14 protein-coding genes and 1 tRNA gene are annotated in these 14875 nt (G+C 68.6%); 8 read left to right on the forward strand and 7 right to left on the reverse strand.

What is annotated here, in order from left to right; translation table 11 throughout:
* Nucleotides 1–821 (reverse strand): Mrp/NBP35 family ATP-binding protein (locus tag HOQ08_RS06990; protein WP_291192694.1); only part of this gene is annotated, 821 nt, incomplete at its 3' end.
* A 156-nt stretch (nt 822–977) separates the two neighbouring features.
* On the opposite strand from HOQ08_RS06990, the gene HOQ08_RS06995 reads away from it, so the two are divergent.
* A complete protein-coding gene (locus HOQ08_RS06995) occupies nt 978–1421 on the forward strand; it encodes a DUF2147 domain-containing protein (protein ID WP_291192696.1) in 444 nt (147 codons plus the stop codon).
* A gap of 69 nt (nt 1422–1490) precedes the next feature.
* Here HOQ08_RS06995 and panC read toward each other — a convergent pair whose 3' ends face one another.
* The 4 genes from panC to pcnB form a co-directional block, all read right to left on the reverse strand.
* Entirely contained in the window at nt 1491–2339 is an 849-nt protein-coding gene (gene panC / locus HOQ08_RS07000) for a pantoate--beta-alanine ligase (protein ID WP_291192698.1), read from the reverse strand.
* Between the two features lie 9 nt (nt 2340–2348).
* Nucleotides 2349–3140 carry a 3-methyl-2-oxobutanoate hydroxymethyltransferase gene (gene panB, locus HOQ08_RS07005; protein ID WP_291192718.1) on the reverse strand — a complete coding sequence of 264 codons (792 nt, stop codon included), beginning with the start codon at nt 3138–3140 and terminating at the stop codon, nt 2349–2351.
* 173 nt (nt 3141–3313) lie between these two features.
* Nucleotides 3314–3808 carry a 2-amino-4-hydroxy-6-hydroxymethyldihydropteridine diphosphokinase gene (folK, locus tag HOQ08_RS07010; RefSeq protein ID WP_291192700.1) on the reverse strand — a complete coding sequence of 165 codons (495 nt, stop codon included), beginning with the start codon at nt 3806–3808 and terminating at the stop codon, nt 3314–3316.
* 6 nt (nt 3809–3814) lie between these two features.
* Nucleotides 3815–5155, reverse strand: a complete 1341-nt coding sequence (gene pcnB, locus HOQ08_RS07015; RefSeq protein ID WP_291192702.1) for a polynucleotide adenylyltransferase PcnB — start codon at nt 5153–5155, stop codon at nt 3815–3817.
* A 176-nt stretch (nt 5156–5331) separates the two neighbouring features.
* On the opposite strand from pcnB, the gene HOQ08_RS07020 reads away from it, so the two are divergent.
* Both HOQ08_RS07020 and fdxA read left to right on the forward strand, forming a co-directional pair.
* Nucleotides 5332–5407, forward strand: a tRNA-Glu gene (locus HOQ08_RS07020).
* Nucleotides 5408–5586: 179 nt separating this feature from the next.
* Nucleotides 5587–5910, forward strand: a complete 324-nt coding sequence (gene fdxA / locus HOQ08_RS07025) for a ferredoxin FdxA (protein ID WP_291192704.1) — start codon at nt 5587–5589, stop codon at nt 5908–5910.
* Nucleotides 5911–6153: 243 nt separating this feature from the next.
* On the opposite strand, the gene HOQ08_RS07030 is transcribed toward fdxA, so the two are convergent.
* Entirely contained in the window at nt 6154–6729 is a 576-nt protein-coding gene (locus HOQ08_RS07030; protein WP_291192706.1) for a hypothetical protein, read from the reverse strand.
* Nucleotides 6730–6769: 40 nt separating this feature from the next.
* Complete coding sequence (gene dapA / locus HOQ08_RS07035) at nt 6770–7663, reverse strand: 4-hydroxy-tetrahydrodipicolinate synthase (RefSeq protein WP_291192708.1); 894 nt, start codon at nt 7661–7663, stop codon at nt 6770–6772.
* A 210-nt stretch (nt 7664–7873) separates the two neighbouring features.
* On the opposite strand from dapA, the gene HOQ08_RS07040 reads away from it, so the two are divergent.
* From HOQ08_RS07040 to mfd, 5 genes are all read left to right on the forward strand, one after another.
* Nucleotides 7874–8431: an ACT domain-containing protein gene (locus tag HOQ08_RS07040; RefSeq protein ID WP_291192711.1), complete on the forward strand. Its 558-nt coding sequence runs from the start codon at nt 7874–7876 to the stop codon at nt 8429–8431.
* A gap of 137 nt (nt 8432–8568) precedes the next feature.
* On the forward strand, nt 8569–9030 hold the full coding sequence (locus HOQ08_RS07045; protein WP_291192713.1) for a peroxiredoxin: 462 nt from the start codon (nt 8569–8571) through the stop codon (nt 9028–9030).
* 121 nt (nt 9031–9151) lie between these two features.
* Entirely contained in the window at nt 9152–10534 is a 1383-nt protein-coding gene (locus HOQ08_RS07050; RefSeq protein WP_291192715.1) for a PhoH family protein, read from the forward strand.
* A gap of 316 nt (nt 10535–10850) precedes the next feature.
* Nucleotides 10851–11453 carry a GNAT family N-acetyltransferase gene (locus tag HOQ08_RS07055; protein ID WP_291192720.1) on the forward strand — a complete coding sequence of 201 codons (603 nt, stop codon included), beginning with the start codon at nt 10851–10853 and terminating at the stop codon, nt 11451–11453.
* 240 nt (nt 11454–11693) lie between these two features.
* The coding region (mfd, locus tag HOQ08_RS07060) for a transcription-repair coupling factor (protein WP_291192716.1) at nt 11694–14875 on the forward strand (3182 nt) is incomplete at its 3' end.

Here is a 14875-nt window from a genome sequence, read left to right on the forward strand (position 1 = left end):
TTGGAGCACACGTGCGTGGACATGTTCTCGACCAGGCCCAGCACCGGCACCTCGACCTTCTCGAACATCTTCAGCGCCTTGATCGCATCGAGCAGCGCGATGTCCTGCGGCGTGGTGACGATCACCGCGCCGGCCACGGGCACCTTCTGCGAGAGCGTGAGCTGGATGTCGCCCGTGCCTGGCGGCAGGTCGATGACGAGGTAATCGAGCGCGTCCCAGCGGCTGTCGGTCAGCAGCTGCATCATCGCCTGGGTGACCATCGGGCCGCGCCAGATCATCGGCGTCTCCGGGTCGACCAGGAAACCGATCGACATCGCCTGCAATCCGTGCGCCTGCATCGGAATGATGCTCTTGCCGTCGGGCGACTGCGGCCTGCCTTCGATGCCCAGCATGCGCGGCTGGCTGGGGCCGTAGATGTCCGCATCCAGCACGCCGACGCGCGCGCCCTCCGCCTGGAGCGCCAGCGCCAGGTTGGCCGACACCGTGGACTTGCCCACGCCGCCCTTGCCGGACGCCACCACGATGATGTTCTTGACGTTGGGCAGCGGCCCCAGCACGCCCTGCACCTTGTGCGGCTGGATGCGGCTGGACATCGACACGCTGGCCGCCCGGATCGCCGGATCGGCCTCCAGTGCCTGGCGCACGCGCGCGGCCAGATCATCGATCACCGAAGCGGCCGGATAGCCGAGCTGGATGTCGACCGATACCCGCGCCCCATCGACACCGACCGCGCGCAGGGCGTCGGCCATGGGCGCGCCGGTATGGGGGTCGATCAGCGCGCCAAGCAGCTGGCGCACGCGCGCTTCGTTCACTTCGGTCATGGGCTGGATACGTCGTTTTGCAGATCACCCATTATGCCAGCCGCGTCACCGCAGCCGCCTGATGCAGATCAGTGGCGAGGGGTTGCGCAGCGCAGCTTGACGGCCCCGCGACCGCTCGTCAGGCTGCCGCCGTACGCTTTCGTACGGGAGGACATCATGAAGCCATTGTTCTGCCTGGCGCTAATTGCCGGCCTGCTGTTCGGCGGCGCCGCACATGCCGCCGACGACACCCCGGTGGGCACCTGGAAGACCATCGACGACACCACCGGCAAGCCCAAGTCCATCGTGCAGATCACCGAGCAGGACGGGCAGCTGCAGGGTAAGGTGCTCCAGGTGCTGCAGTCCGACGAGGGCCCGCATCCGGTCTGTCGCAAGTGCGAAGGCGAGCGCAAGGACCAGCCGGTGGAAGGCATGACCATCATGTGGGGCGTCACCCGCGACGGCGACGTGTGGGACGGCGGCAAGATCCTCGATCCGCACAACGGCAAGACCTACAAGGTCAAGCTGAGCATGCTGGACAACGGCAACAAGCTCGACGTGCACGGCTACATCGGCTTCGCCCTGCTCGGCCGCAGCCAGGTGTGGGAACGGCAGGAGTAAGGTGCGATTTCCGTAGGGTGGGCTCCAGCCCACCATCGGGTTACGGTGGGCTGGAGCCCACCTACGCATTCAATCGAACGGCAGGTTGTCGATCAGCCGCGTGCGGCCCAGGCGCGCGGCGACCAGCGCCACCAGGCCCGTGCGCTCGTCGTCGGCGGGCTCGGCCAGGTCCTCGGCGCGGCGGATCACGGTGTAGTCGGGCTGGAAGCCGGCGCGTTCCAGCGTCGAGGCGGCCGCCTGCTCGATCACCCGGCGCGCGTGCCCTTTCTCCAGCAGCAGCTCGCGCATCTTCAGCAGAGTCTGGTGGATCTGCGGCGCGGTCGCGCGCTCGGCCTCGGACAGGTACTGGTTGCGCGAGCTCAACGCCAGGCCGTCTGTGGCGCGCAGCGTCGGCGCCTGCAGCACCTTCACCGGCAGCGCCAGGTCGCGCACCATCCGCTCGATCACCTTCAGCTGCTGGAAGTCCTTCTGCCCGAACACCGCCACGTCCGGCTGCACCAGGTTGAACAGCTTGCACACCACGGTGGCCACGCCGTCGAAGTGGCCGGGCCGGTGCGCGCCTTCCAGCGCGTCGGTGACGCCGGGCACGTGCACGCTCACGCTCTGCGCTGCGCCGAAGGGGTAGATCGTCGCCACGTCCGGCGCGAACAAGAGGTCGCAGTCCATCTCCGCGAGCCCGGCCTGGTCCTGCGCCAGCGTGCGCGGATAGCGCTCGAAATCCTCGCCCGGGCCGAACTGGGTCGGGTTGACGAACACGCTCGCCACCACGCGCTCGGCGCGCGCGCGCGCCAGCTTGATCAGCGAGTGATGGCCTTCGTGCAGGTTGCCCATGGTGGGCACGAAACCCACCGTCTGGCCCTGGCCGCGCCATCCGCGGATGGTCGCGCGCAAGCCGGCGGCGTCGTGGACTGTCTGCATGGCGGGATCTCAGTCGAAGCAGTGTTCCGGCGCCGGGAAGGCGCCGCTGCGCACGTCCTCGGCGAAAGCGGCGATGGCCTGCGCCACCGAACCGCGGCCGGCCAGGAAGTCCTTGCTGAACTTCGGCCGCTTGCCGGGCGTGATGCCGAGCATGTCGTAGATCACCAGCACCTGGCCGTCGCAGTGCGGGCCGGCGCCGATGCCGATCACCGGGATGTCCACGGCGCTGGTGATCCGCTCGCCCAGCGCGCTCGGCACGCCCTCGAGCACCAGCAGGTCGGCGCCCGCGGACTGCACGGCCAGCGCTTGTGCCAGCACGCGGTCGGCCGCCTCCTGCTCGCGACCCTGGATGCGGAAGCCGCCGAACTTGTGTACCGACTGCGGCGTGAGGCCCAGGTGCGCGCACACCGGCACGGCGCGCGCAACGAGCGCAGCGATCGCATCCAGGATGTGCGGCGCCGCGCCCTCGATCTTCACCGCCGCCGCGCCCGCCTCGCCAACCAGGCGCGCGGCCGCCTCCAACGTATGCGGCAGGTCGCGGTCGGCCATGAACGGCAGGTCGGAAATCAACAGCGTGGCGTGCAATCCGCGCGCGACCGCACGCGTGTGGTAGGCCATGTCCTCCAGCGTCACCGGGAGCGTGCTGCGATGCCCCTGCACCACCATGCCGAGCGAATCGCCCACCAGCGCCACGTCCACGCCCGCGGCCTCGACCTGTGCGGCGAAGCTGGCATCGTAGGCGGTCAGCATCACGATCTTGCGGCCCTGTGCCTTCATCGTGCGCAGGCCTGGCACGGTCATCGGCTTGCGGGCGGGAACGCTGGCGTTGTCCACGTACACGGCGATTCCTAGGGTGCGGGGCGAACTGGCGATTATCCGGCGCGCGGTCGCGCAGGCCAAGCGCGGGGCGCGGAGGGCGGTCGGGCAGGCTTCAGGCGCCGCTGGCTTGGGTCGGCATGGAAACCAGGCCGCGATCAGCGCCCACCCGCCGGCTCGACGATGCAACCGGCGGCATCGGCGGCGGCCAGCAGCGCCCCCACCCTGCCCTGGCCGGGCAATTCAAGGTCCGCTGCCAGTTCGGCCAGCGGCAGCAGTACGAAGGCGCGCCCGGCAATGCGAGGGTGTGGCAGGGTCAGGCGTTCGTCGTGCAGGACCACACCGTCCATGTGCAGCAGGTCCAGGTCCAGCGTGCGCGGCCCCCAGCGTTCGCCATCGCGCACGCGGCCGGCGCTGCGCTCGATATCGAGCAGTGCGTCCAGCAGTTCATGCGGCGCCAGGCCGGTGTCCAGCTCGGCCACGGCATTGAGGAACGGTGGCTGTGCCTGCAGGCCCCACGGTGGCGTGCGGTAGATGCGCGAGTGCGCCAGCAGCCGGGTCTGCGACAGCGCGGCCAGCGCGTCGAACGCCTGGCGCAGGTATGCATGCGTGTCGCCCAGGTTGCCGCCCAGCGCGACGAAAGCCCGTGTCATGCGGCTTCAGGCCGAACCGGACTTGCCCGGGGGCTTGCGCCGCCGGCGCTTGCGCGGTGCACCGGCGGCAGAATCGGCCACTGCTGCCGTGCTCGCAGGCAACGCGGCCGCCAGCACTTCCTGCGGCAACTGCTGGGCGTGCGCCCACCACTGGCCGAGCTCGCGGATCGCCGGCGACTCGGCCGCGCGCAACAGCAGGAAATCGAATGCTGCGCGGAAGCGCGGATGCGTCATCAGGCGGAACACCCTCTTGCGCTGGATCTGCTCGAAGCGCGGCTGCAGCGACCAGATCTCTTCCATGGTGATGGTGAAGCGCCGCGGGATCGCCACGCGCTGGCACTGTTCGCCGACCACGTGCGCGGCGGCACGGGCCCATGCCTCGTTGCCGTCCACGCCCTTGGCCATCCATGCATAGGCCAGGTCGCGCACCTCGCCCCACAACAGCACGGCGAAGAGGAACGCCGGCGTCACCGACTTGCCTTCGGCAATGCGTGCATCGGTATTGGCCAGGCCCCGTTCGATCAACGAGCGCAACGCCTCGTCACCGCGCCTGAGCGCACGCGCCGTGGCAGGGAAAAGGAACTTGAGCAGGCCGCACTGCTCGAGCATGCGGAAACTCTTCAGGCCGTTGCCGGCCAGGAACATCTTCAGCGACTCGTCGAACAGACGCGCGGGCGCGGCATCGGTCAGCAGCGGGCCGAGTTCCTCGAACGGAGCGGACGCCTTCGGGTCGATGGTGAAGCCCAGCTTGGCCGCCAGCCGCGCGGCGCGCAGCATGCGCACCGGATCCTCACGGTAGCGCGTGGCCGGATCGCCGATCAGGTGCAGCACGCGGCCGTCCAGGTCCTGCATGCCGCCGACATAGTCGCGTACCGAGAAGTCGCTGATGTCGTAGTACAGCGCGTTGACGCGGAAGTCGCGGCGCACTGCGTCTTCCTCGATCGTGCCCCATACGTTGTCGCGCACGATCAGCCCGTCGACGATGTGGCGGTCGCCCTCGCCGCCTTCCACTTCTCCGGTGCCGCGGAAGGTCGCCACCTCGATGATCTCCGGCCCGAACACGACGTGCGCGAGGCGGAAGCGCCGGCCGATCAGGCGGCAATTGCGGAACAGCTTCTTGACCTCGTCGGGCGTGGCGTTGGTGGCCACGTCGAAGTCCTTCGGGTGGCCGCCGAGCAGCAGGTCGCGCACGGCGCCGCCGACCAGGAAGGCGTCGTAGCCGGCGTCGTGCAGGCGGTAGAGCACGCGCAGCGCGGCCTTGCTGATGTTCTTGCGGGAGATCACGTGCTGCTCGCGCGGAATCACCGCGGGCACGGGCGTGACGGAAGTCCTTGCTTCTGGGTTCAAGCGGTTTGGATCCTTGGCGGCGCGCGGCGCCGGTGCAACAAACGCGGCGCTGTGCGCTGCGGTCCGTCCGTGCGGCATGACGGCCGCCGGCTGTTCCGGACGGCAGCGCGAGACACCTCGCGCAGGCATTGCCGGGCGAAACAATTCCGATATACTAGCGCGCCTCGCAGCTCTGCGCTCCCTTCGTCTAGTGGCCTAGGACACCGCCCTCTCAAGGCGGGAACACGATTTCGAACCTCGTAGGGAGCGCCATTATTTTTGCAATCGTCCATGATTGCCGCTGTCTGGAAGGGCCTCGGTAAACCCTAAGCTCTTGGCTATCGGCTAGACTAGAAGCGGCCATCCATGGCCGTACTTTTCACAAGGAGCAGCGCTCCGGCTCGGTATTTCGAGCAGACAGCGCGTTCTCTACAGCCGACTCGAAGCCGCCTATGACCTTTGTCGTTACCGACAACTGCATCAAGTGCAAGTACACCGATTGCGTCGAGGTCTGCCCGGTTGATGCCTTCCACGAAGGCCCGAATTTCCTGGTGATCGATCCGGACGAGTGCATCGACTGCACGCTGTGCGAGCCGGAGTGCCCGATCAACGCGATCTACCCCGAGGACGACGTGCCGGCCGGACAGGAGGCGTTCGTCGCCATCAATGCCGAGCTGTCCAAGGCCTGGCCGGTGATCACCGAGCGCAAGGACGGCCTGCCCGACGCCAAGGAATGGGAAGGCAAGCCGGACAAGCTCAAGCTGCTGGAGCGCTGAGCCAACCGCCAGTTCATGCAGACGCCGCCTTCGGGCGGCGTTCTTGTTTCCGGCGGCAGGCGTTTCGACTTCGCCCTTCGGGCTACGTTCAACGCGAACGGATCCGTTGAGGGCCCGACCACCCTACTCCGTTCGCTCTGAGCGTAGGCACACAGCGCCGAGGCCGAAGGGCCTTGCCTTGAGCCCTCAAATGCAAAACGCCGCCCGAAGGCGGCGTCCTGATGTCGTTGGACGAACCGGCGATCAACCGCCGAGCTTGGCCTTCAGCGTATCGATCACCTTGGCGACCGCCGCCGCCTGGCCCTGCGCGCGGATCTCGCTGGCGCTCCCGCTGCCGCTGACGGTCACCTGTACCTGGCGTGCGGCCGTGCCGGTGCTGTCCGCGTTGTCCTCGCGGTGGAACAGGCGGCCGAAGAAGCCGCGCTTCTTCGCCGCGGCGGCGGCCACGCTCAGCGTATAGGTGTGCGCGGCATCGTCACGGGCGGTGACCTGGCCCACCTCGCCGCCGTCCAGCACCTGGCCCACGCGCCGGTAGGCGCCGTCGACGCTGTCGGACAATACGAAGCCGTCGGCGATCAGGCCGCCCGCACCACCGTCGTCCGCGGTGGCACCCGCAGCGGTCGGGTAGTTGGCGCCCCGCGGCGGGATCACCAGCGCGTCACTGGCCGTGGGGGTATCCAGCCCCGGCGGGATCTCCAGCGGGGATTCCTGGCGCGCGGTTTCCCAGGACTTGTGCGAGCGGAACATGCCGCAGCCGGAAAGCAGCAGGCCGCTCAGGACCAGGGCCGGCAGGGCGACGACGAGCGAGGATTTCTTCATGGAGTGATTTCCGAAATGGGATCAAGCGGCAGCCAGGAGATCAGGCGACGGCCGCCAAGGATGCCAGAGCGGCCAGTGCTTCGCGCAGCCGCGCGCGCTCGGGACCGTCGGGAAGTTCGACCAGCGGCAGGCGCAACTGCGCCGAACCCAGCCCCAGCGCCGGCAGCATGGCCTTCACCGCGATCGGGTTGGGCGCGCAATTGAGCGCCTGCACCAGCGGATCGAGCCGCCCGTGCGCGTGTGCTGTGGCCGCCCGGTCGCCCGAAGTGGCCGCGTCGCACAACGCACGGAATGCCTGCGGCACCAGGTTGGCCACCACCGAGACGGTACCGGCCGCGCCGGCCAGCATGGCCTTGCCTGCCGTACCGTCGTCGCCCGACAGGTAGACGAAATCCGCGCGCGCAAGTTCCGCAAGAGCGTGGATGCGCTCATCGGTGGCGACGGCCTCCTTGATGCCGAGGATCGCCGGATGGTCGCGCAGCGCCTGCACCGTCTCCGGCAGCAGGTCGCAGGCGGTGCGGGTGGGCACGTTGTACAGCAGCACCGGCAATCCGCCGTGCTCGGCGACTTCCGCGAAATGGCGGCGCAGGCCTTCCTGGGTGGGACGCACATAGTAGGGAGCGACCACCAGCGCGGCATCGGCGCCCAGCGCGGCCGCGCGGCGGGTCTGTGCCACGGTGCGCGCGGTGCCTGCCTCGCCGGTGCCGGCGATCACCGGCACACGGCCGGCCACGTGCTCGACCGCAAAGGCGAGCAAGCGCTCGAATTCGTCATGCTCGAGCATGTGCGCCTCGCCGGTGGAGCCGGCCACCACCACCGCCTGCGTACCGCCCGCGAGCTGGTGGTCGATCAGCCGGCCGAACGCCGGCAGGTCGAGCGAGCTGTCGACCGCGAACGGCGTCGCCAGCGCGCAGATGCTTCCACGAATGTCCAAGACGCGATTCCGGCCTGATGGCAAGCCAGGGATGTTACTGGCGCCCTGTGCGCAGGGGAAGGGACGCGCCGGCGGGGCGGCGCTGGGCGTCCATCGATCGGGCGGCCGGAATCCTCCGCGCGCCCGGGGTCGCTTGCGTGACTTGCCCGGAGCTTCCCGGGTAAGCTCGTCCGGTTCCCGCGCCGCGGGACTCCCGAAGGCAGCTTTCCCTTGAACCTATCTTCCGCGCGCGCCGGCACCGACAACCAGCTGCTGATCCACACGCTCACCCCGGCGTCGCGCGCGCCGCTGCTCACGCTCACCAAGCGCATCGCCGACGCCGGCTGCAGCCTCGCCGACGCGCGCGTCTCCACCATCGGCAACGACACCTCGCTGGTCATGCTCGCCGCGGGTGCCTGGGATGCGATCGCCAAGCTGGAGACCGCGCTCGTCAAGCTCGGCCGCGACGAGGAACTGCGCCTGTCGCACTACCGCACCGGCCCGCGCGAACAAAGCGGCACGCTGTTGCCCTACCTGGTCGAAGTGGTGGCGGCCGACCGCCCCGGCATCCTGGTCAAGGTGGTGGAGTTCTTCAGCCGCCACGACATCCGCGTGGAGCAGCTCAGCTCGATGCGCTACCAGGCCATGCAGACCGGCGCGCAGATGTTCCAGGCGCAGATCACCATCGGCATTCCCGCGCAGATCCACCTGGCCACCCTGCGCGACGACTTCCTCGAGCTTTGTGACGGGCTCAACCTCGACGCGATCATGGATCCGGTCAAGTTCTGAGCATCGCTTGTTGCGGGATGTCGGGCAAGGCCTGTTGCATGCCGCGCGCAGCGCGCTAGTCTTTCCCCCGAGGGCCGAAGAATGCGTCTCGCGGCGCGCTTCGCCAATCGATTCCTGATCGACCTCGCGGAGACCCCATGCCCGAACTCGGCAAACCGCTTCCCCACCTGACCGGCACCACCGGCGACGACACCGAACTGCAACTGTCCGACCTCAAGGGCCGCTGGGTGGTGGTGTACTTCTACCCGAAGGACGCCACACCCGGCTGCACCACCGAGGCGCAGGATTTCCGCGACCTCTACGATGACTTCAAGCGGCGCCACGCGGAGATCGTCGGCATCTCGCGCGATTCGGTGGGTTCCCACGCCAGCTTCGCCGACAAGCAGGCCCTGCCCTTCCCGCTGATCGCCGACACGGACGAAACCTGGTGCAAGGCCTTCGACGTGATCCACGAGAAGGTGCTCTACGGCAAGAAACACCTGGGAATCGTGCGCAGCACCTTCCTGATCGACCCCAAAGGTCACCTCGCGCAGGAATGGCGCGGCGTGAAAGTCCCGGGCCATGCCCAGGCCGTCCTGGACGCCATCCCCGCCAAGTGAAGTCCTCCGTCGCATCCAGGCACCCTCTTCGCATGGCGCTCGGCCGTGCGCTCCGGCGGCCCGCGACCTTTATGGTCGGGGCCGCTTTTCTTTTGTCCGACCAAAGCGAGGCATCTTCCGCATGACCGGAAGCAAGCGTATCTACGCGCTCGACACCAATGTGCTGTTGCACGACCCCACCTCGCTGTTCCGCTTCGAGGAACACGACGTCTTCATCCCGATGACCGTGCTGGAGGAACTGGACGAAAAGAAAAAGGGCGGCTCGGAAGTCTCGCGCAACGGCCGCCAGGTCAGCCGCTTCCTCAACGAATTGATCGAGCGCGGCAACGGCCACGGCATCAGCAACGGGCTGGAGCTGTCCAACCCCAAGGGCGTCAACCTCAAGCGCGGCGGCGCGGTGGGCCGCCTGTACTTCCAGCAGCGCACCACCACCAACGGGCACAGCAAGGCGGACAACCTGATCCTCGCCGCGGTGATCGAGCTGCGCGACCAGAACCCCGGTCGCTCGGTGATCCTGGTCACCAAGGACATCAATCTGCGCATCAAGGCCAAGATCTACGGCATCGACGCGGAGGACTACGAGAACGATCGCGCGCTGGACGACTTCGCGCTGCTCTACACCGGATCGACCCAGCTGCCGGAGGATTTCTGGGACCGCCACCCGGAAGTGCAGTCCTGGACCGAGCGCGGCCGCACCTTCTACAAGCTCGGCCGTCGCACCGACGAAGACTGGCATCCCAACCAGTGCCTGTTCCTGCCCGGCGACAACAGCGTCGAGCTGCGCGTGCTGCACGTCGACGACACCGAAACGACGCTGGTTCTGCTGGACGACCACAGCCATCCCAACCACAGCGTGTGGGGCATCGCCGCACGCAACCGCGAGCAGAACTTCGCGCTCAACGTGCTGATGGACCCGGACGTCGACTTCGTCACCCTGCTCGGCACCGCCGGCACCGGCAAGACGCTGCTGGCACTGGCCGCGGGCCTCGCGCAGGTGATGGACCAGCAGCGCTACCGCGAGATCATCATGACCCGCGCGACGGTTTCTGTCGGCGAGGACATCGGCTTCCTGCCCGGCACCGAGGAGGAAAAGATGACGCCGTGGATGGGCGCGCTCACCGACAACCTCGAGGTGCTCGCCAATCCGGAGGAAGGCGGCTCGTGGGGTCGCCAGGCCACCAACGACCTGCTCGCCTCGCGCATCAAGATCCGCTCGCTCAACTTCATGCGCGGGCGCACCTTCCTGTCGCGCTACCTGATCATCGACGAGGCGCAGAACCTCACGCCCAAGCAGATGAAGACGCTGATCACCCGCGCCGGCCCCGGCACCAAGATCGTCTGCCTGGGCAACGTGGAGCAGATCGACACGCCCTACCTCACCGAGACCACCTCCGGCCTCACCTACGCGGTCGACCGCTTCAAGGATTGGGAGCATTCGGCGCACATCACGTTGCGTCGCGGCGAGCGCTCGCGCCTGGCCGACTTCGCCTCCGAGGCGCTCTGAAACAAGTGGGCGGGCCGCCACCGGCCCGCCCTCAGTTCCCTGCAGCCAAGGCGCGACCGCCACGCAGCAGGTGACGTGCCGCCAAGGACGCGGCGGAGGCAGCCGCCGCTGTGGCAAGTCGTTGCATCCCTTGCCGATCGGCTGCATGCGGGCGCGTACCTGCACCGCCGACACTGCCGCACTGCCGCAAGCCATACCCCAGCACCCGCTTGCCTGTTCACGCCGGGTGCGCACCCTGTGGCGCATATACGGCACCCCTTTTGCGCCGCCCGTTCATGCTGCAGCGCAAACAATACGCTAGAGTATGGACATGACCATCCAGCCTGTCGTCGATTTCGCCACGCCCATCCGCAATGCGGCGCTCCCGCCGCCGAGCAACCGCCGCTTCGCCCGCGACCAGGCCGCGCCGTCCGACAGCGAGCCGGTGGCCACCCGCGACGGCCGCACGTTGCGGCTGCGCCCGATCGAGCCCGGCGATGCCCAGGCCCTGCGCCGCTGCTTCAAGCGCCTGCCCGCGCAGGACATCCGCCGCCGCTTCATGCACATGCTCACGGAACTGCCCGAACCGATGGCCCAGCGGCTGTGCCGCCTGGACCCGGCGACCGAAGTGGCCTACGTGCTGGTCGACGACACGGTGACCCCGGCCGAGGTGCGCGGCGTCGGCCGCCTCTTCATCGACCAGTCGAGCGACAGCGCCGAATTCTCCGTGCTGGTCGAACGCGACTGGACGCGCCTGGGCCTGGGCGCACTGCTCATGCACCGCCTGGTCGACGCCTGCCGCGAACGCGGCCTGGCCGAGCTGTGGGGCTACGTGCTGGTGGAGAACCGCCCGATGCTGCGGCTGTGCGGCGAGCTGGGCTTCACCTCGCGCATGATCCCCGACGAACCCGGCACGGCGCAGATCACGCTGAAGCTTTGAGCCTTTCCGTCCGAAGCGACGAAGTTTCCGCGTAGTTTCGATCCGCCCGCCGCCACCGTCCCCTAGGCGCAGAGGGCCCGGTCATGGCATCCGTGGCCATGGGTCTTCCACTCGCGGAAGATGGCACCCGACCGGCGGATGGTACGTGCCTGGGGCAATTCCAGGCCCGCCCGAATGCCGCCGCGCTAAACTCCCCCGCTTTCCCCGCCGTGGCCACGCGCCGCGCGACAAGCGCTCCCCATGCCCCAGATTCCCCATCCGCCCCTGCCCACCAGCCCCAGGCAACGCCGCTACTGGACGCCGCCACACGGCTCCTCGCGCGCCCTGCTGATAACGCAGGCGGCGCGCGACCACGCCGGCCTGCTGGTGGCGGTCACCCGCGACACCCAGCGCGCCTCGGCGCTGGAGGACGAGCTGCGCATCTTTGCGGGCGACCTGCCGGTACTGCATTTCCCCGACTGGGAAACGCTGCCCTACGACATCTTCAGCCCGCACCCGGAGATCGTCTCCCAGCGCATCGCCACGCTTTATCGGCTGCCGTCGGTACAGCGCGGCGTGCTGGTGGTGCCCATTGCCACGCTGATGCAGCGCATCGCCCCGCGCTCGCACATCACCGGCTCGGGCCTGATGCTCGCCAAGGGCCAGAAGCTCGACCTCGCCGTCGAGCAACGCCGGCTGGAAGCGGCCGGCTACCGCCACGTGCCGCAGGTGGCCGAGCCGGGCGACTACGCCGTGCGCGGCGCGCTGATCGACATCTTCCCGATGGGCACGGCCGAGCCCTATCGCGTCGAACTGTTCGACGACGAGATCGACTCGATCCGCAGCTTCGATCCGGAAACCCAGCGCTCGCAGCAGCCCGTGGAGAAAGTCGAGCTGCTGCCCGCGCGCGAGTTCCCGCTCACCGAGGAGGCGGCGAAGGACTTTCGCACCGCCTTGCGCGAGCGCTTTCCCATCGACGTGCGCCGCTGCCCGCTCTACCAGGACATGAAGGAAGGCGTCACGCCGGGTGGCCTCGAGTACTACCTGCCGCTGTTCTTCAAGAATCCGCAGGCGGACGTGCGAGATCCTGCGAAGGAATCGCGTACCGGAACCGCCACGCTGTTCGACTACCTGGGCGAAGGCGCACTGTTCGTGCTGGGCGAGGGCGCCGGCGAGGCGTCCGGGCATTTCTGGACGAACACCGCCGAGCGCTACGAACAGCGCGCGCACGACATCGAGCGCCCGGTGCTGCCGCCGGCCGAACTGTATCTTTCGCCCGAGCAGCTGCGCGAACAGCTGAACAAGCGGCTGCGCGTCGAGGTGGTCGAATCGGGCCACGAGCACGCCGTCGATTCGGGCACCCTGCCCGCACCCGAGCTGCCGCTCAACCGCAAGGGCGAGGAGCCGGGCACCTCACTTCGGCATTTCCTCGAAAGCTACCCCGGCCGCGTGCTGGTCGCCGCCGATTCGGCGGGGCGGCGCGAAGCGCTCATGGAAACGCTTGCCGCCGCGGGACTGAGGCCACAGAACGTCGATGGTTGGCCAGCATTCCTCGGCGCCTCGTCCGCTCTCTCCGTAGCGCAGACTGCGGCTCCATTTCCCCTGGCGCAACCGGGGGAGATGGCTGGGGAGAGGGGGGCCCCTGCTTCTCCTTCTGCTGTACCCGGACAAGCCAAAGGCAAAGGCCTCCCCCTCTCCCCCGGCGCAGCCGGGGGAGAGGGAATTGCGCCACGCTTCGCCATCACTATCGCGCCGCTGGAACAGGGTTTCGCCCTCAAGCAGCCGACGATCACCGTGCTCACCGAGCGCGAACTCTACGGCGAGCGCGTGCGCACCGAACGCAGGCGCCGCCGCGGCGCGGCGCGCGATCCCGACGCGATCATCCGCGATCTCACCGAACTCTCTGCCGGCGCGCCGATCGTGCACGTCGACCACGGCGTGGGCCGCTACCAGGGCCTGGTGTCGATGGAGCTCGGCGGCATGGAAGGCGAGTTCCTGGTCATCGAGTACGCCAAGGGCGACAAGCTCTACGTGCCGGTGGCGCAACTGGGGCTGGTCAGCCGCTACTCCGGCACCGCGCCGGAGCTCGCGCCGCTGCACTCGCTCGGCGGCGACGCCTGGGAACGCGCGCGCAGGAAGGCGGCCGAGAAGGTGCGCGACGTGGCCGCGGAACTCCTTGCCATCTATGCCCAACGCGAGGCGCGAGGCGGCGAGTCGATCGCCATCGACCGCGGCATGGTCGAGGCGTTCGGCGCCACCTTCCCGTTCGAGGAAACACCCGACCAGGAGCAGGCCATCGATGCCGTGCTCGCCGACCTGGCCGCGCCGCGCGCCATGGACCGCGTGATCTGCGGCGACGTCGGCTTCGGCAAGACCGAGGTCGCGCTGCGCGCGGCCTTCGCCGCCGCCACCGCCGGCAAGCAGGTGGCCGTGCTGGTGCCCACCACCCTGCTCGCCCAGCAGCACTACCGCAACTTCGCCGACCGCTTCGCCGACTGGCCGGTGAAGGTCGACGTGCTCTCGCGCTTCAAGTCCACCAGGGAAGTCAACGAGGCGCTCAAGCGCCTGGCCGATGGCCAGATCGACGTGATCGTCGGCACCCACAAGCTGCTGCAGTCGGACATCAAATTCAGGAACCTGGGCCTGGTCGTGGTCGACGAGGAACAGCGCTTCGGCGTGCGCCAGAAGGAGCAGCTGAAAAAGCTGCGCGCCGAGGTCGACCTGCTCACCATGACCGCCACGCCGATCCCGCGCACGCTCAACATGGCGATGGCCGGCCTGCGCGATCTTTCGCTCATCACCACCCCGCCCGCGCACCGCATGGCCGTGCGCACCTTCATCAGCGCCTGGGATCCGGCCACCATCCGCGAGGCCTTCCAGCGCGAGCTGTCGCGCGGCGGCCAGGTGTATTTCCTGCACAACGAAGTGCAGACCATCGAGCGCACCGCGCGCGAGCTGGAGGAACTGATCCCCGAGGCGCGCATCGGCATCGCCCACGGCCAGATGGCCGAGCGCGAGCTCGAGCGCGTGATGGCCGACTTCCATCGCCAGCGCTTCAACGTGCTGGTGTGCACCACCATCATCGAGACCGGCATCGACATTCCGACGGCCAACACGATCATCATCGACCGTGCCGACCGCTTCGGCCTGGCCCAGCTGCACCAGTTGCGCGGACGCGTGGGCCGCTCGCACCACCGCGCCTATGCCTACCTGGTGGTGCCCGACCGCAAGGCGATGACCGCCGACGCCGAGAAGCGCCTGGAAGCGCTCGCCTCGCTGGAGGAACTGGGCGCCGGCTTCACCCTCGCCACGCACGACCTGGAGATCCGCGGCGCGGGCGAGCTGCTGGGCGAGGAGCAGTCCGGCCAGATCCAGGAAATCGGCTTCGGCCTCTACACCGAGCTGCTCGACCGCGCCGTGCGCGCGCTGAAATCAGGCAAGGT

Origin of the sequence: Frateuria sp., from assembly GCF_013362045.1 — a bacterium.
In the GTDB taxonomy this organism is placed as follows: domain Bacteria; phylum Pseudomonadota; class Gammaproteobacteria; order Xanthomonadales; family Rhodanobacteraceae; genus Frateuria_A.

Bases quoted from the DNA above. Each gene is read 5' to 3' on its own strand.
- HOQ08_RS06995 (WP_291192696.1), top strand. From the start codon at position 978: ATGAAGCCATTGTTCTGCCTGGCGCTAATTGCCGGCCTGCTGTTCGGC.
- panC (WP_291192698.1), bottom strand. From the start codon at position 2,339: ATGCAGACAGTCCACGACGCCGCCGGCTTGCGCGCGACCATCCGCGGA.
- panB (WP_291192718.1), bottom strand. From the start codon at position 3,140: ATGACCGTGCCAGGCCTGCGCACGATGAAGGCACAGGGCCGCAAGATC.
- folK (WP_291192700.1), bottom strand. From the start codon at position 3,808: ATGACACGGGCTTTCGTCGCGCTGGGCGGCAACCTGGGCGACACGCAT.
- fdxA (WP_291192704.1), top strand. From the start codon at position 5,587: ATGACCTTTGTCGTTACCGACAACTGCATCAAGTGCAAGTACACCGAT.
- HOQ08_RS07030 (WP_291192706.1), bottom strand. From the start codon at position 6,729: ATGAAGAAATCCTCGCTCGTCGTCGCCCTGCCGGCCCTGGTCCTGAGC.
- HOQ08_RS07045 (WP_291192713.1), top strand. From the start codon at position 8,569: ATGCCCGAACTCGGCAAACCGCTTCCCCACCTGACCGGCACCACCGGC.
- HOQ08_RS07050 (WP_291192715.1), top strand. From the start codon at position 9,152: ATGACCGGAAGCAAGCGTATCTACGCGCTCGACACCAATGTGCTGTTG.